Raw genomic sequence first — 24,955 nt, forward strand, 5'->3', positions numbered from 1 at the left:
CTAAGTTCTGCGCGAACTACTACCCCCCGGGGGTTTGTCAGGGGTTTCGTCAGCCCCAGCGCCGAGTGAGCACCCCGAGCGCGCCGAGCGCGACCGCGGCCGCCGTCGAGGTGCGCAGCACGGTCGGCCCGAGGCGCACGGCCACGGCGCCTGCATCGCTCAGCGTGGCCAATTCGTCGTCGGCCAGGCCACCCTCCGGCCCGACGATCAGCATCAGCTCATCGGCGTCGGCCGGCACCGCCTCGACAAAGGAGCCAGTGGCCGACTCATGCAGCACCAGCACCGTTGCCGGAGCAGCAGCGCGGACTCGTTCGACCAGTTCCGGCGTGCTTACCACGCCCGCGACGACGGGGATGTGCGGACGTCGCGACTGCCGCGCCGCGGATCGGGCCACCGCCCGCCAGCGCCGCAACCCCTTGTCGATCTTGGCCGCTCCGTCCCAGCGGGCCACACACCGCGCGGCTTGCCAGGCCACCAGCGCGTCGGCACCGGCTTCGGTGGCCAGTTCGACCGCCAACTCGGCACGCTCGGATTTGGGCAGAGCCTGCACGACGGTCACCGATGGCCGCGAACCGGCGACGACGCGGCGATCCTGAACGCGCGCCGACAGGCTGTTCTTGGTGACCTCCTCGACCACGCAGTGTCCGACCGCGCCGGCGCCATCGGAAAGGTCGAGGTGCTCGCCGGGGCGGATGCGCCGAACCGTGCCGGCGTGGAATCCGGCGTCCCCGTCAACCAGCGCCACCTCACCCACGTCGGGGAGCGCGTCGACATAGAACAGGTCGCGCACGCGGCGAGCCCTCCTAGCGGCCGGTGAACGTCTCGCGCAACCGGGAGAACAGGCCTCCGCCGTGCGAGGAGTTCGCACCCGACGTGCTGCGGACCGCGGCGGTATCGCGGGTGCGCTCACGGAAGGAGCGCAACAACTCGACGTTCTCGTGGTCCAGCCGTGTCGGAATCACCACGTCGATGTGGGCATGCAGGTTTCCGCGGACGCCGGAGCGCAGGTGGGGCATGCCACGACCGCGCAGCGTGGTCACCGAACCGGGTTGGGTGCCGGGCTCGATCTCGATGTCGATGGGTCCGTCGAGGATCGCGTCGACGGTCACGGTGGTGCCCAGCGCGGCGTCGACCATCGGCACCGAGATCGTGCAGTGCAAGTCGTCGCCGTCGCGGACGAACACGTCGTGAGGCTTCTCGTGCACCTCGACATAGAGGTCACCGGCCGGGCCGCCGCCGGGTCCGACCTCGCCCTGTGCGGCCAGCCGCACCCGCATACCGTCGCCGACACCGGCCGGGATCTTCACGCTGATCTCGCGCCGGGCCCGCACCCGGCCGTCCCCGCCGCAGCGGTGACAGGGGTCGGGGATGACCTCGCCGACGCCGCCGCACACCGGGCACGGGCGCGAGGTCATGACCTGCCCGAGCAGCGAGCGCTGCACCGTCTGGATCTCCCCGCGACCACCGCAGGTATCGCACGTCACCGGCGTCGAGGTGCCATTGGTGCCCTTGCCGTGGCACAGATCGCACAACACCGCGGTGTCCACGGTGACCTGCTTGGTGACCCCGGTCGCGCACTCCTCCAGATCCAGTCGCATCCGCAGCAGGGAGTCCGAGCCCGGCCGGACACGTCCGATCGGACCGCGCGAGGCGGTACCGCCGCCGAAGAACGCTTCGAACACGTCGCCGAGTCCGCCGAACCCGGCGAAGCCTCCGCCACCGCCGGCCGCCGCGGATTCCAGCGGATCGCCCCCGAGGTCGACGATGCGTCGTTTCTCCGGATCGCTGAGTACCTCGTAGGCGGCGCTGATCTCCTTGAACCGCGCCTGGGCTTCCTCGTCGGGGTTGACGTCGGGGTGCAGTTCACGGGCGAGCTTGCGGTAGGCGCGTTTGATCTCCGTGTCGCTGGCGCCCTTGCTCACTCCGAGCAGCCCGTAATAGTCGCGTGCCACGCTGTACCTTTCCCACCCTCTGACCGGCGGTAAACCGCAACAGGTCAGCGGCTTCCTAGAACCTCGCCAATATAGAGAGCAACTGCTGCGACGTTGGCGATGGTTCCCGGATAGTCCATCCGAGTGGGACCCAACACACCCATGCCGCCGAAAACCTTGCCCGAACTGCCGTACGCGGTGGTGACCACCGAGGTGCCGGCCATCTCCTCGGCCTCCGTCTCGTGGCCGATGCGCACGGTGACCTTACCCGCCTCCTGCTGCTTGGCCAGCAGCCGCAGGACGACGACCTGTTCTTCCAGGGCCTCCAGCACCGATCGCAACGAACCGCCGAAATCTGCGGTGTTGCGCGTCAGGTTCGCGGTGCCGCCCAGCAGCAGTCGTTCCTCGGTGTGCTCGACAAGCGTCTCGACGAGCACAGTCGCCGACCGGCCGACCGCGTCGGCCAGGCCGCCCTGCCCGGAGATGTGCGAGGCGAGGTCGCTGACCGCGATCGACGCCGCCGAGAGCGGTTTACCTTCCAACGCCCCGCCGAGCAGGTCACGCAGTTGGGTCAGCTGATGCTCGTCGAGGCTGTCGCCCAGTTCGACGATGCGCTGGTCCACCCGGCCCGAGTCGGTGATCACCACCAACAGCAGCCGGGCCGGGGTCAGCGCCACCACCTCGAGCCGACGCACCGTCGACGTCGACAGCCGCGGATACTGCACGATGGCGACCTGGCGGGTCAGCTGCGCCAACAACCGGACAGCTCGGCGTAGTACGTCGTCGAGGTCCACACCGGTCTCCAGAAACTGCAGGATCGCGCGGCGCTCAGGACCCGACATCGGCTTGACGCCGTCGAGCCGGTCGACGAACTCCCGATACCCCTTCTCGGTGGGCACGCGCCCGGAGCTGGTGTGAGGCTGGGCGATGTACCCCTCGGCCTCGAGCACCGCCATGTCGTTGCGCACTGTCGCGCTGGAGACGCCGAGATTGTGCCGCTCGACGAGTGTCTTGGAACCGATGGGTTCCTTCGTGGCGACGAAATCGGCGACGATCGCTCGGAGCACCTCGAATCTGCGGTCATCCGCGCTGCCCATTGTTCACCCACCTCTCGCTCACCCGTCCCGGACCCGTTCATTTTACGGGGATCAGCGCTGGTGCCGACGACGACGCATCGGGTTAATCTTGCGGAGCTAAGTATTACCGCGGGGGCACGGGCAGACGAGGCGCGATGATCTTCAAGGGAGTACGTGACGGCAGGCCCTACCCGGACCACGGTCTGACGCATCGGCAGTGGGCTCAGATTCCCCCTCGCCAGATCCGACTCGACGAGCTCGTGATGACCACCACCGTGTTGGCGCTCGACCGGCTGCTGTCCGAGGATTCGACGTTCTACGGGGATCTGTTCCCGCATGCTGTGCGCTGGCGGGGCAACGTCTATCTCGAGGACGGCCTGCACCGGGCGGTGCGGGCTGCGCTGCGCAACCGGACCGTGCTGCACGCCCGGGTGTTCGACATGGACGCAGCGCTACCCCAACCCCGCTGAGCGGCGCTACCGGCGTTCGGCCGAACCAGTAAATTTCCGCAGCGTCAACACGCCCGCGGCTGACCCGCGGCGGCGACCCCACCGCGTCCCGACAACCGCTCATGGCAGGGGAACGCCACGGCTGCGGGCCTGGAACTTCTCACCATTAGGTAAGGCAACCCTCTTGTTTCTAAGGTTACCCTCAGCTAATCTCAAGTCGCCTCACAGGCAATGACAGCTAACTACAGGAGATCCCGTGCAACTTGATGTTCGTGCCGGCGCCGCCGGATGCGACCACCTGACCACTGGCGCAACGCGCACCTCGCGCGTCAACAAGTTCGCCTTGGCCGGTGCCACCATGGTGACCGCCAGCGCGCTCGCCGTCGCGCCGGTGGTCGTCACCCCGACCACCACGACGGTGCCCAACCCGCAGGCCGCCTCGACGGTGGATCTTTCGGCGTTCGAGAATCCGCTGGCCGTGTTGGCGACGACCATCTCGAACACGCTGGTCAGCACCGGCGGGCTGGGGCTCAACATGGTCGAGCAGGCCACCGTGCTGGGTGAGACGCTGGGCAATCCGGCACTGCAGCGCGAGTTCTTCGAGTCGCTGTTCGGCACGCTGAGCAACCCGATGAACATCCTGCGCGAGACCTTCGCGTTCCCCACCACCTACGGTGAGCGCATCGCGGCGGCCCTTGCGGGCTCGTCGGGCGCCGGTAGCGACGCGTTCACGAAGCTGCCCCAGGTGCTGGCCGACACGCTGGGCTTTCTGGCGCGCGGCGAATTCACCCTCGCCTTCGCCGAGATCAACTTCTGGTTCCTGACCGACGGCTTGGCCGATGGGCGCGCCGCCCTGCTCGACGCGCTGCGGATCCCCGGCGACTTCCTGGAGTCCATCGGACTGGATCCGCTCGCACGCATCCTCGGCACCTCCTGGATGGACGAGGGCACTCAGGGACCCGGGTACGGCGCGGGTCTGCTCTCGCGCGGCGTGATCGGGAACCTCGGCCGGGCGCTGCTGGCCCCGACGGTGACCGCGATCTTCCAGACCACCGAGATCCTCGACCGCGCTCGCGCGGCGCTACTGGCCGGGGACCTGGTGACGCTGGCCAGCGAGGTCATCAACGCCCCCGCCAAGATCCTCAACGCGTTCCTCAACGGATACGTGCCTGACTTCGTCACCAACCCGGACAGCCCGATTCCGCCCGGACCCGGCCAGAGCTTCCCCGGACTGTTCTCGCCCACCGGAACCTTCGACTTCTTCTTCGTTCAGATCCCGGCCCAGATCGCCCGGGCGCTGCAGATGGAGAAGCCAGCCGAAACCAGCACCGCAGCCCGGATCGCGGCCATCGAGTCCACGTCGCCGGCCGACACCACCGTGGGCGAGCAGGCCGACACCATCACCTTGGACCTGGTCTCGACCGAGACCGGTTCGGCACCCGCCAGCGGCGACGCGCCGGCCACCAGCGTGACCGATCAGACCGACGAGACCGTCACCGACGAGGCGGACGAAACCGTCGACGTCGACGATGTGACCGAGGACGAGGCGATCGACCTCGGTGCGGCCGACGAGGTCGAGGATCCGAAGGAATCCGTCGCCACAGACAGTGACGACACCGCTTCCGGCGCCGACGACAACAAAGCCTCGGCATCGACCGGCGGCGGCAACACGGGCGGCAACGACAGTGGTCGCGAGAAGCGCAGCCGGGGCAGCTCGGACTGACGTGCTGAAACGATGAGATGACCCCTCGGTGAGGGGACACGGTCCTTGGGGATAGCCGATTCGGCTATCCCCAAGGTCTTTTCAGGGGTTGGGTCATTTCAGGTGGTACGGCGCGGCCTCGACCGGGTCAGTCCGACGACATGGCCTCGCGCAGGCTGCGGGGACGCAGATCGGTCCAGTTCTGCTCGACGTAAGCCAGGCACTGCGCTCGGGTGCCCTCTCCGAACACCACCCGCCACCCTGCGGGCACATCGGCGAAAACCGGCCACAGGCTGTGCTGGTCCTCGTCGTTGACCAGCACATAGAAGGTGCCATTCTCGTCATCGAATGGGTTGGTGCTCATCACTTCTCCTCGTTGAATGCAGCTGCACGGCTCCGAGTTCGGCGCCCAGCACGCGATCGGACAGCAATCCCAGGCAGGACAGGTTCGGAAATCCGGGACCCTGATTCAGCCCGGACAGGCCGGGCAGGAACAACTTCGGGGTGACGTTGGATACGGCCAGGTCATACCCGATGGACTCCTCCAGCGCCTCCCCGGTCAGCGGTCCACCCAGTCCCAGTTCGAGCAGGTCACGCGCGTCCTGGCCGAGCAGCGTCAGAAACCAACCGGCGTCGGCGCCGGAGCCATCGATGACCAGGTCGAACCCGTGCACTGTTTCCAGCCGCTCGCCCCCACGATCGCTTTTGAGCGTCAACCGGATTCGTCCGTCACGTGGCACGGCGTGCGCAACCCGACCACGCAGATGCCGGATCCGGTCGTCGGCCAACAGCGCATCCTGAACCCGCGCCGAGAACACGCCACGGTCGGTGCGGGCCATCGCATCGCGGCGTTCGGCCAGCGTCAGGCCGGTCCAGCCGGTGGGATCGGAGAACAAGGTGTTCTCGAAGAAGCTCTCGCCGCGGGTGAACAACGTCACCGACGGGGAGATCACGGTGATCGTCGACACCCGATGCCGGAACAGTTCGTTGAGCATCGACGCGGCCGTCTCGCCGCCGCCGATCACCGCGACCCGTTCGGCAGCGATGCGCTCGTGTTCGGCGGCACGGTGCCAGAACTGGGCGATAGACAGCACCCGCGGGTGGCCCGGCAGGATAGAGCGCTCAGCCTGACCCGGCCCGGTGATCATCACCCCGTCGGACTGCAGCACCGTCTCGTGGGTGTGCAGCGACCAGCGGTCGTTGTCGACCGAGATGCGCTGCACCTCACCGGAAACCACAGTCATTCCGACTTGGTCGGCGACCCAGCCCAGGTACTGGCCCCACCTGCGATGGGTCGGGGCGGGGCGCCCCCGGTCCACCCACTCGGCGAACCCTCCGGTGGCGATCAGGAAGGACTGCCAGCTGAACCGGGTCATCCGCTCGTCGAGTTCTGCGTTGCGACGGCGCACCAGCGCCGAGCGGTACGGGAAGCCGACGTCCTTTTCCGGGTTGGTGCCAAGCCGGTGCTGCCCATCGGTCCAACCGCCCAACGCATCCCAGTTGGCTGCGATCTCAGCACGTTCCACCACGACCACTTCGGGTGCGTCGACACCCATGTCGCGAAGCACGGCCGCCTTGGCCGCGACCGCGACCGCCTTGGCGCCGGCGCCCACCACCGTCAGAGTGGCGCTCATCGCAGTACCTTCCGCAGGCACTCAAGCCAGATCGATTGCAGTTCCTCGACATCGGTGGCACTGAGGATGTCGGGCAGCGACCGCCACTGTGTCGCCAGCGCGGGTTGATCGCCGTGCGCCACGACCGCTGCGACGATGGTCAGCTCGTGATGGACTGCCAGGTTCGGCTCGGGAACCGTGGTCAAGCCGGTCAGTAAGCCACGATCGAGCACCACGGCGCCGCCGGTCGCCGCAAAATCCGTGCGGCCCAGATAGTTCAGCAGAACCTGCGGTTGGGCTCGGCTGCTCAACATTTCGGCGGTGTCGGGACGCAGGTAGCGCAGCAGCCCGTAATCGACACCGCCGCCAGGCACGCCGGCCAGTTGGCCCGATACGGTTCGCGGATCGTCACCGTCGAGCCGCAACGGGTAGATCGCCGAGAGTAAACCGACGGTATCGGAGGCGTCCGCAGTGTCGGCCTCGGCGATGGGGGTACGCCCGTGTGTCTCCAACGCCACCAGCGGTGCGGCAGTGGCCTGGTCCCGGCGTTCCCGCCACCGGGTGATCGTCTGCCCCAACGCAGCGACCAGCGCATCGAGCACCGAGTGCGGCCCGGCCAGCAGTTGTGCCGTGGTCGGGGCATCCAGGACGGCGACACTGAGCGCCAGATCACCGGCGCGATCGGTCTGCGGTCGGACCCGGCGGGTGCCCAGCGCGGGGTCGGCGCCGTCGAGCTGAGCCAGCCAATAGTGCGCACCGTCGAGCCGTCGGGCCCGCTCGTGCAACAGCGTCGACCACCGCCGGAAACTGGTGTGCTCGGCCGAAATCGCCGGACTCCGGCCATCGGCCAGCGCGTGCCATCCGGCGTCGAGGTCACCGATGACGATCTGCCATGACACCGGATCCATCGCCAGCACATGCGCGGTCAGCAGCAGCACGTCAACGCCGTCGGGGACCTGCAGCCAGACGGCGTCGAACATCACGCCCTGTTGCGGATCGAGCCGTCCCAGCGCGGCGTCGGTGTGCCGGGCGACCGCCACCGCGAGATCACCGTCCACCTGCGCGGCGGTCAGCGGCGCGTCGCAGGGATGCTCGACCAGGGTCATCGAGTCGCGATCCAGTCGGGTGCACAACACCGGATGGGCATCGAGGACCCCGCGCAGCATGGTCTCGAGCTGTTCGGCGGTGATGCCCTCGGGCAACCGCAGCGCCTCGGTCGATGCCAATCTGCGCGGGTCACCATATTCGTAGAGCCAATGGGCGTTGGGCAGCAACGCAATCGGTCCGCTGTCGAGCGCGCCGTCGCCGCGGGGCAGCGCGGCATCGTGATCGATCGCCGCGGCGAGCTCCCGAACGGTGGCACATTCCATCATCAGCCTCGCCCGCATCGCCACCCCCTGGCGGCGGGCGGCCTGCACCACCGCCAGCGCCACGATGCTGTCCAATCCGAGTTCGAGAAAGTCGGCCGTCACGTCGATCTCGTCGACGCCGAGCACCTCGGCGAGCACCGCGGCCAACTCGCCTTCGGTGGGTGTGTCGGGGGTCGTGGCGGCACTGTCGGCGGGCGGGTCGAAGGCGGCCAGTGCGGGCTCGTCGATCTTGCCGTGGGAAGTCAGCGGGAACTCATCGACCGTGACGATCCGGTTGGGCATCAAGTACCTGGGCAGCCGCCCGGTCAGCCAGGCCCGCAACTCACCGATCGACGCCCGGCCCAGCACGTAAGCCGTCAGACGAGAGCCGCTGCGCTGGGGACGGACGACGACATGGGCCTGCACCACCGCCGGATGGCCGGCCAGGACCGCGGCGACCTCACCCGGCTCCACCCGGAAACCGCGGATCTTGACCTGCAAATCCGACCGGCCGAGGTAGGACAGGGCGCCGTCCACCGTTCGGCGCACCACGTCGCCGGTCCGGTACATCCGCGCACCCGGCACGAACGGATCGGGCACGAAGCGGGCCGCCGTCTCCCCCGGCCTGCCGAGGTATCCGCGGGTCAGCTGACCACCTGCCAGATACAGCTCCCCGGTCACACCGGGTGGCACCGGCCGCAGCCAGGAATCCAGCACGTAGGCGCGGCTCGAGGCGGTCGGCATACCGATCGTGGGCCGCTGGTGGGCAGCGATCTCGGCCACCACGGCCTCGACTGTCGTCTCGGTCGGCCCGTAACAGTTATAGGCCGACATGCCGGTGCGGGCGCACTCCTGACGGATCTGCTGCCACCGGCCCGGGTCGATGGCCTCGCCGCCGAGCGCCAGCACCTCCAGCGGCACCGTCACCGACAGTCCGACATCGCGCAGCGCACCGAACATCGACGGCGTGGTGTCGATCATGTCGATGCCAAATCGGCCGATGGTCTCGACCAAGGCCTCGGCGTCGCGCTGGGTGGCGTCGTCGACGATATGGACCGCATGACCGTCCAGCAGCGCCGCCAACGGCTGCCAGGCGGCATCGAAGGTGAACGACCACGCGTGCGCGATGCGCAAGGGCCGACGCACCCTGTCGGCGGCAGGTCGCAGAATCGCGGCGATGTGGTCCTCGGCATAGGCCAACAGCGCCTGATGGGTTCCGATGACGCCCTTGGGTTCTCCGGTCGTACCCGAGGTGAACACCACGTAGGCGCCTTGGCCGGGCAACGGCCGGGCGGGCCGGTAAGCCGCCGGCGATTCAGCCGAAATACCCGCGGCTGCGGCCAGAAACTCGTCGTCGATGACGATGGTCGCCCCGCAGCGGCGCAGGATGACGTCGATGCGCTCGGCCGGCATCGACGGATCCAGCGGCACGATCATGCCGCCGGCCTTGAGGACGGCGAACATGGCCACCACGTAGTCGGCGCCGCGGCGCAGCCGGATCGCCACCGGAGTCTCCCGGCCCACACCGCGGGCGACCAGTGTCGCGGCCAGCCGGTCGGCGGCCTCATCGAGCTGCCGGTAGGTCAGCTCGCCGCCGTCCCAGCTCAACGCCACCGAACCCATTCGGCCCGAAGCGGTTTCGGTGAACCGCAGGTGCACACCGGGGGGCTCCGGCACGGCAACCGCGGCACCGCAGGGTTGGTGATCGCCGGGCAGGACACTGACCTCGCGCAGCGGGCGGTCCCAACCCTCGATCAGTTGCGACACCGTGGCCAGCAGGTGCTGCCCCAACGACTGTGGCGTGATCGTCCCCAGCGCCCCGTCCTTGGCCTCGACCAGCACCGTCAGCCGGCCTTCGGTGAGATGCGCTGCGATCGTGACCGGGAAATGGGCCAGGCTCTGCAGCGCGATCGGCGTGAACGTGGCGCCGTTGGCCTCCAGCGGCCCGGCCCCGGCCACCGCGCCCGGCGGGAAGTTCTCGTACACCAACAGCGTGTCGAACAGTTCACCGACACCGCCCAGCGACCTGAGCTCGGAGTGTCCGAGATAGCCGTGGTCGCGCAGTGCGGCAGCCTCGTGCTGCAGCGCCAGGCATTGTGCGCCGGCACTCACCCGAGGATCCAACCGGACCCGCAACGGAACGGTGTTGACGAACAGCCCGATCATCGATTCGACACCGGCCAGCTCGCTGGGCCGGCCGGAGACCGTGACACCGAAGACGATGTCCGCGTGGTCGGTCAGCGCCGACAGGGTGACCGCCCACGCCATCTGCACCAGCGAGTTGACGGTGACACCGCGGGTCCGGGCAGCGTCGATCAGCGCCGTGGTGCTCGCGACATCCGCCCGCAGTTCGGTGGTCGTCGGCAAGCCGTCGGTCAGCGTCGCCGCCCCCAGCGCCGGCGCCAGCAGCGTCGGGCCGTCGATCCCGGCCAGGTGCCGGCGCCACAAGGCCCGACCGTGATCCTGGTCGCGGGCGGCCAGCCAGCCGATGTAGTCCCGGTAAGGTCGCGGCGACGCCGGCAGCGCCGAGGTGTCGCCGCCGGACCGGTAGAGCGCAAGCAGTTCAGACACCAGGAGCGACAGCGACCAGCCGTCGATCACGATGTGGTGCGCCGTGATGACCAAACGCCAACGCCGCTGCGGTGTTTCGAGCAGCAGGAATCGAATCGCCGGACCATGCTCCAGGTCGAACCGGCGTCGACGCTCCTCGGCTTCCAGGGCGTCGACCTCGGCCGGATCACACTGTTGATGCCGCCAGCGCACCTGCACCCGCTCCGGGATCACCTGCACCGGGCGGGTCAGGCTGCCCTGGAAGAATCCGGCCCGCAGATTCGGATGCCGCACCAGCATCGCCGCGGCGCAGTCGTAGAGCAGCGAGGAGTCCAGCGCGCCGGTGATGTCGGCGCTCATGCCGATCACGTACGGGTCGTCACCGTCGGTCATCGCCGTCAGCGAGTACAGGCCCTGCTGCAATGGGCTCAGCGCCATCACATCGGCGATGGCGCTGATGGACCCGGCGGTGCCGGACCCGGCGTCGGTGGCCGTCACCGGGATTCGTTCTGTTCGGCCCACGACGACGCGACCATCGCCAGCTCCTCGGGCGACAAGCCGGAGGTGGTCATCGGTGCGTGCCGGACGTCGTCGGCTTCCGGTGTGGCGCCGGCAACATCGACGGCGGCGGCCAGATCGTGAACCATGGGATGCTCGAACACCATTCGTCCGGTCAACCGCAGGCCCGCCTGCTTGGCCCGGGCCGCCAACTGCACGGCGAGGATGCTGTCGCCGCCGAGCTCGAAGAAGTCGTCGTAACGCCCGATGTCGGTCCCGTCGTACACCTCGGCCAGCACGTCGGCCAGCATCGCCACCAGTGCCTTCTCGGTCTCGGTGCGGGCGGGTTCACTCGGCCCGACCACGCGGGGCGCGGGCAACTCGCGCCTGTCGGCGGGCAGCGCGTCCAGCACGGTGATCGACGTCGGCGCCAGCTCGGGCGGCAGCGCCGAACGCACCATCTCGGCAAAGGCCGCCAGGTCGTCGACGGGACGGTCGGGGACGACATACCCGGCCACCACGGTGCGGTGGCCGATGTCCCAGCTGCGCATCGCGGCCGCGGCGACACCGTCCACCCCGGCCAGCGCTTCCTCCAGGTCGTGGTCGACCCGCACCAGGTACTCCAGCCGCCCGTCGTCGGTCCACCGGCCACGGTCCCCACGGCGATCGGCTGCCTGACCGGGGTAATGCACATCGGCCACCACGCCCACCGGCACCGGATTTCCCGCCTCGTCGAGCAGGATCGCCTCGGCGTCGGGTCCCGGGAGCACCGGTGCGGCGATGTGCAGGTCGTCCAGCGTCCGATCGGGATCGTCGGCCAGCGCCGTGATCACCCGGCTCAGCCAGCCGGCGAATCGTTGTGCGGTGGCGTGGCTGTAGAGCTCGGTGCGGTAGATGACGTGGCCCCGGTAGCCCGCGTCACCGGCGAAGAAGTTCACCGACAGGTCGGCGTGGGCCATGTCGAATGTCGGTTCCAACGCGGTGAACATGGTGTCACCGTCGGGTGCGCTGCTGATCACCCTGGACTCGGGGAGCTGTTCGCGCACGTGGACCACGACGCCGAACAGGGGGTTGCGCGCCAGCGAGCGCACCGGGCTGACCGCGTCGACCACCTGGTCGAACGGCAGATCCTGGTGGGCGTAGGCGGCCAGCGCCATCTCGCGGGCCCGGCGGGCCACCTCGCGCAAGGTGGGGTTGGCACGTAAGTCGTTGCGCAGTACCAGGATATTGATGAAGAACCCGATCAGCTGGTCGAGTTCGGATTCGGTGCGCCCGGCGACCGGGGTACCCAGCGGGATGTCGGGGCCCTCGCCTGCCTTGTACAACGTCACCGCCACCGCAGCCTGCAGCAACATGAACTCGGTGGCCCCGGTCTCGCGGCTCAATGCCACGAGTTTCTCCCGGGTTGCCGCGTCGATGCTGAACTCGACAGCGTCGGCCGCACCGCTGGGCACCGGCGGCCGAGCGAAGTCGGGCTGCAGTCCGGTCTCGGCGGTCAGACCGTCGAGCTGCTGTGTCCAGTAGTCGCGCTGTGCGGCGATGAGTCCGGATTCGTCGGCCAGCAGCGCCGCCTGCCAGGCCGCGTAGTCGGCGTACTGCACCGGCAACGGCGCCCAGGTCGGGGCCGCCCCGGCACAGCGAGACCGGTAGGCGGTGAGCAACTCGGTGAACAGCACCGCCGCCGACCAATGATCGGCGGCGATGTGGTGGATGACGATCGACAGCGCGTGCTCCCCGGGAATTGACAGCACCGCCGCCCGGATCGGCCACTGGTTCTCCAGGTCGAAGGCGTGCAGACGTTCGGCGTCCAGTTCCGAACTCAGCCAGACGTCGTCGGCGCCGCGGGCGCACCGCACCGGAAACTCGGGATCGGCGGCATTGATCAACTGGTAGGGCACACCGTCGATTTCGCAGAAGGTGGTGCGCAGGCTCTCGTGTCGGTTGACCACATCGCGCACCGCCGCGACCAGCGCGTCGACATCGCACGGTCCGCTGAACCGGGCGGCGAACGGCACGTTGTTGACCGGTCCGGGCCCTTCGATGCGGTACTGGAACCACTGCCGCAACTGCGAGGCCGACATCGCTGCCGGTCCATCGTGCGGCACCGCGATCAGCCGGGGCCGCGACGGCGCCGACTCACCGGCAGCCAGCGCCTCGACACGTTCGGCGAGGCGGGCGACCGTGCCCAGCTCGAAGATCTCGCGAATCTCGATCTCGACGCCACAACGCGAGCGCACCGCGGTGACCAGCTTGGTGGCCAGCAGAGAGTGCCCGCCCAGCTCGAAGAACGAGTCGTCAGCGCCGACCCGTTCGGTTCCCAGCAGCTCGGAGAACAGTTGTGCCAGTTGCTTTTCGGCCTCGGTTTGAGGTTCGCGGTACTCGGTGGTGGTGCTGATCTCCGGCAGCGGAAGCGCCGCACGGTCGATCTTGCCGTGCGCGGTGATCGGTATCTCGTCGAGAACGACGTAGGCCACCGGGGTCATGTAGTCCGGCAGGGCGGCAGCCACCCGCTCGCGCACCCGGGGTAGATCGACGTCCTCGCCCGCCGCCGCGGTGAGGTAACCGACCAGGCTCTTGCCCAGCCCCGGCAGATCCTGGCCCAGCACCACCGCCTGGCCGACCGACGGGTCGACGCTGATGGCGGCAGCGACCTCGCCGAGTTCGATGCGGAACCCGCGGATCTTGACCTGTTCGTCGGCGCGGCCGACGAACTCCAGATCACCGTCGGCGTTGCGGCGAGCCAGGTCGCCGGAACGGTAGAGCCGACCGCCAGGGGTGAACGGGTCGGCGACGAAGCGTTCGGCCGTCAACGCCGGTCTGCGGTGGTAACCGCGCGCGACGTGGTCACCGCCGATGTAGATCTCACCGATCGCGCCGGCCGGGACGGGTTGCAGCGCATCGTCGAGCAGATGCACCGAGGTGTTGATCTTCGGCTTGCCGATCGGCACGATGCGCGATCCCTGGGTGCCCTCGACCTTGTAGCGCGTGGTGTTGATGATCGTCTCGGTCGGACCGTAGAAATTGTGCAGCAGGGCGTCGAAGGTGGCGTGGAATTTGTCGGCGAGCTCGCCGGGAAGTGCCTCTCCCCCGATCGGCACCCGCTCCAGGGTGCGCCAATGGTTGACCCCGGGCAGCGACAGGAACAAACCCAGCAACGACGGCACGAAGTGCATCGCCGTGATGCCTTCGCGCTGCAGCAGATCCGTCAGATAGCCGACATCGGTCAGGCCATCGGGCCGTGGGATGACCAGGCGCCCACCGCAGGCCAGTGTCCCGAAGATCTCGCCGATCGAGACGTCGAAACTCGGTGAGGCGACCTGCAACAGGCGGTCCGATTCACCGATGTCGTACTCGTCTTTGAACCAGGCGAAGTACTCCGCGACCGGCGAGTGCGGCACCGGCACGCCTTTGGGCTGACCGGTGGAACCCGAGGTGTAGATCAGGTAGGCGGCGTTGTCCGGCCGCAGCGGACGCACCCGGACATCGTCGGTCGGATTGTCGCTTCGGTAGCCGTCCAGTGCGCCCACCGGTTCCCGGATCACGATCGCGGGATCAGAGTCACTCAGCACGAAGGACAGCCGGTCCTGCGGATAACCGGGGTCGATGGGCAGATACACCGCGCCGGCCTTGATGATTCCCAAGGCGGTGATCAGCAATTCCGGTGAGCGCTCCAACAGTACCGCCACCCGGTCCTCGGCGCCGATGCCCTGTTCGATCAACCAGTGCGCGACGCGATTGGCCGCTTCGTTGATCTCCCGGTAGGAGTACCGATGGCCTTCATAGACCACCGCGACGGCGTCGGGGATCACCGCGACGCGGGACTCGATCTGGGCGCCTATGGTGCCGGCGGGCACGTCGAAGGCCTCGCCGTGGCTGACCCGGCGCAGCCATTCCGCGTCGCGACCACCCATCAGGGTCAACTGCGCAAGCGGCGTATCGGGTGCTGCCATCGCGGCGTCCAACACCACCGCGTAGTGCTCGAGCAGCTGGCGGGCCAGTCCATCCTCCAGCACCTCGACCAAGTACTCGGCCTCCAGCACCGCCCCGGACCCGTTGAGTTCCACCATCAGCTCCAGCGGCAGCTGGGTGAACTGGCCGCGCAGTTCGGCTCGACGGCAGGTCACCCCGGGCGGGCAGAACCCGCCACCGTCCGGTTCCCGGAAACCGAAGCTGACCCGGGTCATCCGCTCCGCGCCGTGCCTGCGGTCCAGGTCGAGTTCACGCACCACCCGATCGAGGTTGACCTGCTGGTGGGCGAACGCCTCGAGCGCGAAGTCCCGTGTCTGCGCCAGGAGTTCGGCGAAGGTCTGCATGGCCCGTGGCCGCAGTCGCATCACCGCGGTGTTGCCGTGGTAGCCGATCACGTCCTCGCCTCCGGCTGGTCGCAACAGCACCGGGCTGGCGACGAGGATGTCGTCGGCCTGGGTGTAGCGGTGCAGCAGCGCGCCGAAAGCGGCCAGCATCACCATGTACGGCGTGGCGCCGGCAGCACGGGCGGTCGCGCGCACCCGCTCGATGGTCTCGGCCGGCAATGCCACCGTGGTGCGCTGCGAGCGCCAGGTTGTCGGCACCGCACTGCCATGGGGGCCGGGAAGTTCGAGGGGTTCGGGCAGGCCGGTCATCGCGTCCCGCCAGAACCGGAGATCCTCGTCCGCGGTCGCCGGTTCGGGTATCGGGCCAGGGGTCGGACCGAGCTCGGCGCCGGCGTAGGCACGGGTCAGGTCGGCGAAGAACACCCGCCAGCACCCGTCGTCCCATGCGATGTGGTGCACGACGAGCAGCATCACGTACTCGTCGGGCGCGGTGCGCGCCATGGTGATTCGCATCGGAGACTCGGCAGCGAGGTCGAAAGGCTTGCCGAACTCACGCTGGGCCAGTACTTCCAGACGCAGCCGGCGAGCGTGCTCGGAGAGCTCGGACACATCCTGCACAGCCCACCCGGGCTGCAGATCGTCGTGCACGGTCAGCCGAGGATCACCGTCGGCGTCGGCGTGAAACGTCGTGCGCAGCACCGGATGACGCTGCGCCACGGCGACCACGGCATCATGCAGGCGGCTCAGGTCCAGCTCACCGGTGATGCGGTAGGACAGACACACGTTGAGCAGCGCGCCGCTGGGATCGATCGAGTGCACGAACCACATGCGCTGTTGTCCGTCGGACAGGACGCCCGCGGGACGCACCCGTTCGTCGGTCTCACGGTCGCGCAGGCCTTGTCCGGCAAGGCGGCGGCGCAACAGCTCCAGCCGTCGGGCATCCAGGTCAGTGTCAGTCACGCGGGGATCTCATTCTTTCGGGGTGCATCGTCCAAGTCGGCAATCAGTTCGGTTCCGGTCATGCCGCCGAGCATCGCGGCCAGCGGAACCGACGTACCGGTGGCGCGTCGCAGTCGCTTGCGCAGGTCCAGCGCCAGTAGTGAATCCACTCCCATGTCGAGCAGGGAGGCGTCCAGGTCGATGCCGCCGGATTCGATTCCCAACACCGAGGTCAGCTCGGCGAGCACCAACGCGGTGGTGTCGCCGACGTCGACCTTCGGCGCCGACGTGTCGGCGGCCGGGGTTTCGCGGAAGATCTGCAGCCGGCCCCGGTCGGCACTGTAGATCAACGGGTCACCCGGGTGATCATGCAGGCTGGCCGCGATGGCGTCGTCGGCGTCCAGGGGCACCAGTCCGGAACGACCGATCTCGGTCACGGTATCGGTGTCGACGATGCCGGTCCCGAACAGCCCGAACCGCACAGAAACGCAGCGCACACCGTCGGCGCGCAGCTGCGCAGCCTGCACGTCGAGAATCCGGTTGGCCGCCGCGTACGCTGCATGGCCTCGGCCGCCCCACACTCCGGAGACTGAGCTGCACAACACCATGCGCGCATCGGGACGCAGCGGCCAGATCTCGGCGAATCGGGCCAGGCCACCGATTTTTGCCGCGGCGGTGTCGGCGAAGTCCGCGCCGGTCAGCCGGTCATGGTCGCCGAACCGCGCCGCCGCGGCGGCGTGCACCACCAGCGACGCTCCGTCCCCGGCGTACTCGGCCGCGACGGCCGACAGCTGGGCGTGGTCGGTGACATCGCAGCGCACCGTGCGCACCTGCGCCGCACCCGAAAGGTCGGCAGCCTCACCGCTGCGGCTGAGCAACACGATTCGGCGCGCCCCCCGTTCGGCGAGATGGCGGGCATAGTGCCCGGCGACCGTCCCACTGCCGCCGGTGATCACGACGTTGTCCAGCACGGCGGGATCGGTCGTCGACGCCGGCGAAGGCGCCACGGCCTCATGCTCGACGCAGGCGAACAGTACAGGCCCGCAGTTGGTTTCGCGCAGTGCCAACTGGTCACCGGCGCCGAGCACAGCCTCGAGTGCGACCGCCGCCGTCGCGTCGTCGACGGTCCGCGCCGGCAGATCCAGGTGACGGAATGTCTGGTCGGGGAACTCGAAGCCGAGGCTGCGGTGCATCGCCGCCAGAGCGGCCTGGGCGGGAAGGCCGGGGTGTTCGCCGGCGACCTGCTCGGCCCCCGCAGTGATCAGCCACACGTCGCGACATTCGGCGCCGACGGCACCCGGGTACCGGAGCAGGCCGGCACCGATGAGTTCGGCCAGCTCGGCCACCGCCTGCTGCGGGTCGGTTCCCTGCAGGGCCGGGGCGACTGCCAGCACCAGATCGGCCTGACCCACCGGCGCTGCAAGCATGCCGGGATGGCGATCGACAGCGCTGCGCAGCAGCGCACCGAGTTCGCCGATCGGACCGGCGAGGTCGAGGACGGCCGTTCGGCGCCATGCCAATCCTCGGGCGACGGGCTGGTGGGGTTCCCACTGCTGTGCGGCCACCGTCAGCAGTGGACGCGGTGGCAGCGGCTGCGGCAAGGCCCACAGGTGCGCCCTGCGCATCGGCGCGTTCGGAAACCCACGCAGGGCCGCAAGCGCGGTGTCGACGGTGTCTGCCCACGGGAATCGGGCATCGTCAGCGGCCACCGCGGCCACACCGGCCGAGAGCGTCTCCGTCACCGACTCGTCGCGTCGTCCCGAGCCGACGGTCAGCGCGTTCTCGGCGCTCTGCCCGAGCGCGAACAGCAGTGCCGGGTGTGCCGACATCTCGACGAACTGGTCAGCTCCGGCCTGCACGGCCGACGCGGCGGCGCGGTCGAAGCGCACGGTGTTGCGCAGATTGGCAAACCAGTACTCGGCGAAGTCCGTTTCCGGCGCCACTACCGACCCGGTCGCTGATCCGATGAATGGAATTGCCGGCTCTGCGAAACGCGAGTCCGGCAGCCGGTCGGTCAATTCGTCTCGCAACCCGTCCAGCAGGCTGGTGTGAGCGGGGAATGCCATGGTGACCGAGCGGGCGAAGACGCCGCGTGCGGTGGCGGTTGCCAGCAGGTAGGCGACTGCGTCGCGTTCGCCGGAGACGCCGACCGACGATTCGGAGTTGACCACAGCCAATTCCAGCCACCCCGGAGTGGACTCGATCAGCTGCTGGGCGGCATCGGGCCCGACTCCCAGCACCACCATTCCGTAACCCTCGGACAGGCTCTGCAGCACCGTCGCTCGGGCGATGACGACCGCGGCGGCATCGGGGAGGGTGATCGTGCCCGCCACATAGGCTGCCGCCACCTCGCCGAGGCTGTGCCCGACCGTCAGGTCAGGGGCCACCCCACTGTGCTGCCACGCCGCGGCCAACGCCGCCGCATGGGTGAACTGCGCCGCCTGCGCCTCGAGCTGGGACCAGCCGTCGGTACCGGGCGCCGCGGTGAGGTAGTCCAGCGGCGACGGGGCTCCGATGGCCGCGAAGGCGGCCGCGCACGCGTCGGCTTCGGCTCGGTAGGTGTCGAGCTCCCGGTAGGCCTGGGCGCCCATCGACGGCCATTGATTGCCCTGCCCGGGAAAGACGAAGGCGCGCCGGCGTGCTGCGGCCTCACCGGAGCGAGCCACCAGCGCGTGATCCCGCCCGTCCGCCAGCGCGGCGAGGGCGTCGGCCAGTTCGCGCCGGTCGGCTGCACGCACCACGGCCCGATGCCGGTGTCGGCGCCGCAGTCGCAACAGGGTGGCCGCGACCGCCTCGACATCCGGTTCGCGCTGCAGGAATTCTCCGATGGATCGGGCTTCGGCGCCGATCAACTCCTCGGCATGTGCACTGAGCAGCAGCGGGATTCGACCATCGGGCAGCATCACGGCGCTCCTGGGTCGGGCACGGCGACGATCGCGTGGGCGTTGGCGCCGCTCATTCCGAACGCCGATACCGCGGCCAGTCGGCGTCCCCCGATGGCGGGCCATTGGGTCCGCTTGGTGGCGAGCCGCAAACCCTGTTCATCCCAGTCGATTTCGTGACTCGGCTCGTCGGTGTGCAGACTTTTCGGGATGGCAGCGTGCGCGGCGCTGACCAGGATCTTGGCCAGACCCAGCGGTCCCGCGGCGGACTGTGCGTGCCCGATGTTGGATTTCACCGATCCGAGCACTGCCCCGCATCCCGGGCGGGTGGCGCCGTACGTCGCAGCCAGCGACTGCAGTTCGGTACGGTCGCCGAGTCTGGTTCCGGTGCCGTGACCTTCGATCATGCCGATCTCCTCGGGTGGCACACCGGCAGCGTCGAGGGACCGCCGGAACAGCCGCGCCTGCGCCCGCCCGCTGGGCGCGGTCATCCCCTTGGTGCGGCCGTCGGAGTTCACCCCGCTGGCCAACACCTCGGCCAGCACCGGATAGCCGTCGCGTTCGGCCACCGATCGACGGGTCAGCACGAAGACCGCCGCGCCTTCGGCCCATACGGTGCCGCTGGCGTGGGCGCTGTAGGGACGACAGTGGCCGTCGTCGGACAGTGCGTGCTGTTTGGAGAATTCGACGAAATAGCCGGGTGATCCGAGCACGCACACTCCACCGGTGAGCGCGATGTCGCAGTCCCCGGCACGAACCGCCGAGACCGCGACATGCAATGCGGCCAGTCCGCCGGTGCACGACGCATCGATCGTCAGCGCCGGCCCGTCGAGTCCGAGCACATAGGCGACCCGCCCGGAAATCGCCCCCAGGGTGGTGCCGGTGAGCAGATGTCCGCTGTAGGCCGAGTACTCGGCCAGGTCACCGCCGTAGCCGAGGTAGGACGCCCCGACGTAACAGCCGACCTCCTGGCCGGCCAGGGTGTCGGGATTGATGCCGGCGTTCTCCAGCGCGCGCCACGCCACCCGCAGGCAGACCCGCTGCTGCGGGTCGATCGCGACCGCTTCGCGGGGCGAGATACCGAAGAACTCCGGATCGAAGGACGCTGCGTCGGAAAGGAATCCGCCCATGTCGTGAATGCGTTTGAAACCCTCGCGCCGGGAACCGTCCAGCAGCTCGCGAACCGGCCAACCGCGATCGGCCGGGAACGGCCCGAGGACCTCGCGTTCCTCGGCCAGCATGGCCCAGTACGCCTCGGGAGTCTCGATGCCCCCAGGTGCTTCCAGTGCCATGCCGACGATGACGACCGGATCGTCGCTAACGGCCATGGATCGACTCCGCTACAGCGGCGGCCTGCTCCGTGACGTAGAAGTGCCCACCGTCGAAGAGCTCGCAGGAGAACGCACCGGTTGTGTGCTCCTGCCACCCCGCCAGCATGTCCGAGGCGATGCGGTGGTCGCTGCGACCACCGAGGGTGCCGATGTCGGCGCGGATCCGCACGTCGGCCGGACACGAGTAACGGTTGAACGCCTGGTAATCGGCCAGCACGGCCAACAGCAGCAGTTCGACGAAGTCCTCGTCGGCAAGCAGCCGCGCATCAGTCCCGCCGAGGTCGACCATGTGCGCGAGCACCTCACGGTCGGTGGTGGGTAGGCGTGGCGAAGCGGCCACCGCCGAGGGCGCCTCGCTGGCCGACACCCACAACCGTTGCACGTCCACGCCGTGCCGCTCGGCGATCCTGGCGAACTCGAAGGCCACCACGGCGCCCAGGCAGTGTCCGAACAACTGCAGCGGGCCGATGTCCGCCCAGTCACCGGCATCGAAGAGGTCCTGCGCCAGTTCCTCCACGGTGACCGCTGCGGGGTGGGCGAGTCGTTCGGCGCGGCGCGGGTATTGCAACACGTAGGTGTCGATTCCACGGCCGGCGAATGCCGTCGCCAGCCCGCGATAGGTCGCCGCGGCGCCACCGGCGTGCGGGAACAACAGAATGGCCCCGGATCCAGCAGCTGCCCCGGCTGGGTAGCGCTTGACCCAGGGCTTCAATGTCGCTTGATTTCTCACTGTGCTGCAACGGTTTCCAGCGTAGAAGCGACCTCGGCGGCATCCATCTGCGCAACTTCGAGGTACATCTCGGCGACCTTCTCCAACCGACTCTCACGGGCCGACAGCGCAGCGGCCAGCGCAGCGACGGTGCGGGCCGCGAAGATGTCGGAGACCGCCACCGCCGTGGTGTCCAGCCAGGTCCGGATCCGGGAGACCGCCTGCGTCGCCAGTACCGAATCGCCCCCGCTGGCGAAGAAGTCGTCGTCGACGCCGATGCCCGTTCGGTTGAGCAGCCCGCCCAGGATGGATACCAGCGCCGACTCCAGCGCGCTCGCCGGCGCCCGGTACCCGCCCTCGGGGACGCCGGCCTGGTTGAGTACCCGCGCCACAGCCTGCCGGTCGATCTTGCCACCGACCGTGAACGGAATCCGCTCGGTGATCCCGACGATCTTCGGAATCATGTGCGGTGCAACAAGTTCAGCCATCGCCGCGATCACCGACGTGGCGTCGATGGTCGCACCGGCGGCCGGTTCGACCAGCGCGGCCAGCATCTCGTGGCCGCCGTCGGGGCCGACCATCGCGGCCACCGCGGCCTCGATGCCGGCAATGCGGCGCAGCGCGGACTCCACGTCACCGAGCTCGACGCGGTAACCGCTGATCTTGACCCGGTGATCGACCCGGCCGACGAATTCGATGAGCCCGCCGGGGCGGTACCGGACCAGATCACCGGTGCGGTACCACCGTCTGCCCTGATACGACACGAATCGCTGAGCGGTCAGATCGGATCGTGCGCAGTAGCCCCGGGCCACCCCGCGACCGCCCACCCACAGTTCGCCGGGCACCCAGTCGGGGCAGTCCCTGCCGTCGGGCCCGACCACCCGGCAGGCGTTGTTGGGCAGCGGCACGCCCAGCGGAATCGATGTCCAGTCCGCCGGGATCTCACCGACGACCTCGCAGATGGTGTTGTGGGTGGCAGTTTCGGTGGCACCGCCCAATCCGGCGAAGCGCATCTGCGGGGCACGCTTGCGCAGAGCGCGCACCAGGTCGGGGCGCACCCAGTCGCCTCCGGTGGGGACCACCCGCACCGAGGACAGGTCTGCATCGACCTCGGCGAGCATCTCCAGCCACCCGGGCATGAAATGCAGCACGGTCACGCCGTGTTCCTCGATGAGCCGAGCCCAGGACTCGGGGTCGCGGCGCTGCTCTTCGTCGACGACGACGATCGATCCCCCGGAACGCAGCGTGCCGAAGATGTCGAGCACGGACAGGTCGCACTCCAGCGTCGACAGCGCCAGGCAGCGGTCGGCGGGCCCGAGCCCGAAGTGGCCGTTGATGAACTCGACGGTGTTCATCGACGCGTCGTGGGTGATCTCCACACCCTTGGGCTCACCGGTCGAGCCGGAGGTGAACAGGATGTAGGCCAGATCGCCTGGATCCACCGCGGGTGGGGTGAAGGCGCTCTCCCGGCGGCCCACTCGCAACGCCTCGGTGACCGTCAGAGCGGGCAACGTGGTCGGCGGCTCGTCGCCGCACACCAACGCCATCCGCACTCCGGCGTTGACCAGCATGCGGGCGGCCCGTTCGGCCGGGTGGTCCGGCCCGACCGGGACGTAGACCGCGCCGACTGTCGAGATCGCCAACAGGGCGATGACCTGTTCGTAGTTCTTCGCGCCCAGCACCGCGACGGTGTCACCGCGCCGTACACCGGCGACGTGCAGCGCCGAGGCCACTGCGAGCACCCGCTCGCGCAGGTCTCGGTAGGAGAGGTTCTGATTGCGGCTCCACACCGCCGGCGCGTCCGGCTGGGCCTGGGCCTGGCGGAAGAATCCGTCGTGCAGCACGTCGCCGCTGGGCGGCTCGGTCACCGTGTTCAGCGCATCGCGGGTGGCCTGTTGGTGCGCGGTGACAGCGGGCGGATCGGTTGCCTCCCATGCTGATTCGTCGGTTGCCAGGCGTTGCAATTCGGCGAGGTGGTGGGAGAACATGGCGTCGGCCACGCCGGGACGGAAGGCGTCCTCCCGAGTGTCCCAGTTGATCATCAAACCTTCGGCCACCGGCGTGGCCTGCGCGTCGAGCAGAACCTGGGGACCCTGCGAGATCGTCCACACCGGCCTGCCGAAGTGCTCGGTCACCTTGCCCGCGAACAGGTCTCCCAGACCGATCGCGCTGGTGTAGACGATCGGAGCCAGCACCGGGCTGCCGTGGTGACGGGTCAGATCACGCAGCACCGACAGCCCCGAGTAACTGGCGTGGCGTGCGGTGGTGTGCAGTGTTTCCTGCAGCACGCGACAGCGCGCGATCGGGGTGTCGGCGCCGGTCAGGTCGACGTCGAGCATCAGCGACGAGGTGAAATCGCCGACGAGCCTGTCGACGTCGGGGTGGAACTGTTCGCGGCCGAACATCGGCAGGTTGAGCAGGAAGCGCCGGCTCGTCGACCACCGGGCCAGGGTTCCTGCGTAGGACGCGGCGACGGCCATCGCCGGCGTGATCCCGCGCCGCTGCGCAGCGGCGAACAGCGCATCACGGGTGGTGACGTCGAAGATGTGCCAGCGCCGCCGGGACCGCTTGGGGTCGGCCTGCTCGGCGCGTGGAACCAGCGGAAGCGCCGGACCCTCCGGCAGCTCGGGTATCCGCTGCGCCCACCAGCGACGGTCCTGCTCGGACTCGGTCACCGTCGAGGTCAGCGCTGCGCGGTACTGGCGATAGGTGTAACCCAGTTCGGGCAGGCTTGCCCCGCCGTAGAACTCGGCCAGGTCGGCCATGAAGTTGCGGTAGCTCACCGCATCGGCGGCCTGCATGTCCATGTCGACGTGCAATCGGGTGCGGCCGTCGGGGCGCAAGGACAACGACAGCTGCAGCACCTCGCCGTGCATCATCTGATGGGACTTGGCATCCCTGATCTGCTCGAGTCGTTGCTCGGCTGCCGGGATGTCGAGGTCACGCAGGTCGTAGACGGTGACCGGCAGGCCGCGATCGCTGATGCGCTGGGTGCCGTCGGGCAGGATCTCCACGCGCAACATCGGGTGACGCGCCGACAGTTTGGCCGCGGCGTCGCGGAGCCGCTCGGGATCGACTCCCGCACCGTCGAACTCGACATAGAGGTGGGCCGCGACGCCGCCGAGCTGCTGGTCATCGTTGCGACCGATCCACATCGCGTGCTGAATCGGGGCGAGCGGGAACACCTCGGCCGAATCGTGCGCCGACGCCGCGCTGTGCTCGGCGGGCTGCGCAACGGTCGACTCCGGTGCGGACTGCCGGGTGGCGGCGGGCTCGGTGGCGACCAACTCCGACCACGCGGCTACGGTGGGGTTTGCCGCCAGCGCGGCAAAACCGACGTCGACGCCCTGTCGGCGCCACCGTCCGGACAGCGTCATCATCCGGATCGAGTCGAGACCGGCGGCGATGAGATCGGTGTGCGGATCGAGTTCGGCCGGGTCCACGCCGAGCAGTTCGGCAACCTCGTCGCGGACAGACTGTGCAGTCGTCGACGCCAAACTCACCGAACCTCCTCGGTCCACCTTTGAATTAAGTGCAGGCTGCCCTAACTTTGAGAAGGCTACCTTATATTCGGGTCACCGAAAACTCCTACCCAGAGCGGCGATTTTGACCC

General features: G+C 68.8%; 13 protein-coding genes. 2 read left to right on the forward strand and 11 right to left on the reverse strand.

Annotated features, from left to right (window positions below; all coding sequences use genetic code 11):
- Positions 1-49: 49 nt before the first annotated feature.
- From KXD98_RS16285 to hrcA, 3 genes are read right to left on the reverse strand one after another with little or no spacing between them, the layout of a single operon-like run.
- A complete protein-coding gene (locus KXD98_RS16285; RefSeq protein WP_260759405.1) occupies positions 50-790 on the reverse strand; it encodes a 16S rRNA (uracil(1498)-N(3))-methyltransferase in 741 nt (246 codons plus the stop codon).
- A 13-nt stretch (positions 791-803) separates the two neighbouring features.
- Positions 804-1,952 (reverse strand): molecular chaperone DnaJ, encoded by a 1,149-nt coding sequence (gene dnaJ, locus KXD98_RS16290; RefSeq protein ID WP_260759406.1) that lies wholly within the window; start codon positions 1,950-1,952, stop codon positions 804-806.
- 44 nt (positions 1,953-1,996) lie between these two features.
- Positions 1,997-3,028 carry a heat-inducible transcriptional repressor HrcA gene (hrcA, locus tag KXD98_RS16295; protein ID WP_260759407.1) on the reverse strand — a complete coding sequence of 344 codons (1,032 nt, stop codon included), beginning with the start codon at positions 3,026-3,028 and terminating at the stop codon, positions 1,997-1,999.
- A 134-nt stretch (positions 3,029-3,162) separates the two neighbouring features.
- Here hrcA and KXD98_RS16300 point away from each other — a divergent pair, with 134 nt between their 5' ends.
- Together KXD98_RS16300 and KXD98_RS16305 are read left to right on the forward strand one after the other, a co-directional pair.
- Positions 3,163-3,477, forward strand: coding sequence for a type II toxin-antitoxin system VapB family antitoxin (locus KXD98_RS16300; RefSeq protein ID WP_260759408.1), 315 nt, complete (start codon positions 3,163-3,165; stop codon positions 3,475-3,477).
- Between the two features lie 235 nt (positions 3,478-3,712).
- A complete protein-coding gene (locus tag KXD98_RS16305; RefSeq protein WP_260759409.1) occupies positions 3,713-5,179 on the forward strand; it encodes a hypothetical protein in 1,467 nt (488 codons plus the stop codon).
- A 127-nt stretch (positions 5,180-5,306) separates the two neighbouring features.
- Here KXD98_RS16305 and KXD98_RS16310 read toward each other — a convergent pair whose 3' ends face one another.
- The 8 genes from KXD98_RS16310 to KXD98_RS16345 are packed head-to-tail and all read right to left on the reverse strand — an operon-like array spanning position 5,307 to position 24,845.
- Positions 5,307-5,522, reverse strand: coding sequence for an MbtH family protein (locus KXD98_RS16310; protein ID WP_260759410.1), 216 nt, complete (start codon positions 5,520-5,522; stop codon positions 5,307-5,309).
- The gene (mbtG, locus tag KXD98_RS16315) at positions 5,500-6,792 is read right to left on the reverse strand and encodes an NADPH-dependent L-lysine N(6)-monooxygenase MbtG (RefSeq protein WP_260759411.1); all 1,293 of its coding nucleotides are present in this window, start codon (positions 6,790-6,792) and stop codon (positions 5,500-5,502) included. Before mbtG ends, KXD98_RS16310 begins: the two co-directional genes overlap by 23 nt.
- Positions 6,789-11,108, reverse strand: coding sequence for an amino acid adenylation domain-containing protein (locus tag KXD98_RS16320; RefSeq protein ID WP_260765240.1), 4,320 nt, complete (start codon positions 11,106-11,108; stop codon positions 6,789-6,791). The genes mbtG and KXD98_RS16320 overlap by 4 nt, the downstream gene beginning before the upstream one ends.
- Before the next feature lie 56 nt (positions 11,109-11,164).
- Positions 11,165-16,441: a non-ribosomal peptide synthetase gene (locus KXD98_RS16325; protein ID WP_260759412.1), complete on the reverse strand. Its 5,277-nt coding sequence runs from the start codon at positions 16,439-16,441 to the stop codon at positions 11,165-11,167.
- Positions 16,438-19,323 (reverse strand): mycobactin polyketide synthase MbtD, encoded by a 2,886-nt coding sequence (mbtD, locus tag KXD98_RS16330; protein WP_260765241.1) that lies wholly within the window; start codon positions 19,321-19,323, stop codon positions 16,438-16,440. The genes KXD98_RS16325 and mbtD overlap by 4 nt, the downstream gene beginning before the upstream one ends.
- Positions 19,323-20,630 carry a polyketide synthase gene (locus KXD98_RS16335; RefSeq protein WP_260759413.1) on the reverse strand — a complete coding sequence of 436 codons (1,308 nt, stop codon included), beginning with the start codon at positions 20,628-20,630 and terminating at the stop codon, positions 19,323-19,325. The genes mbtD and KXD98_RS16335 overlap by 1 nt, the downstream gene beginning before the upstream one ends.
- Positions 20,620-21,363 carry a thioesterase II family protein gene (locus KXD98_RS16340; RefSeq protein WP_260759414.1) on the reverse strand — a complete coding sequence of 248 codons (744 nt, stop codon included), beginning with the start codon at positions 21,361-21,363 and terminating at the stop codon, positions 20,620-20,622. Before KXD98_RS16340 ends, KXD98_RS16335 begins: the two co-directional genes overlap by 11 nt.
- The gene (locus tag KXD98_RS16345; protein ID WP_260759415.1) at positions 21,360-24,845 is read right to left on the reverse strand and encodes an amino acid adenylation domain-containing protein; all 3,486 of its coding nucleotides are present in this window, start codon (positions 24,843-24,845) and stop codon (positions 21,360-21,362) included. The genes KXD98_RS16340 and KXD98_RS16345 overlap by 4 nt, the downstream gene beginning before the upstream one ends.
- Between the last annotated feature and the right edge of the window lie 110 nt (positions 24,846-24,955).

The sequence above is a fragment of the Mycobacterium sp. SMC-4 genome, assembly GCF_025263265.1.
Taxonomy (GTDB): Bacteria; Actinomycetota; Actinomycetes; order Mycobacteriales; family Mycobacteriaceae; genus Mycobacterium.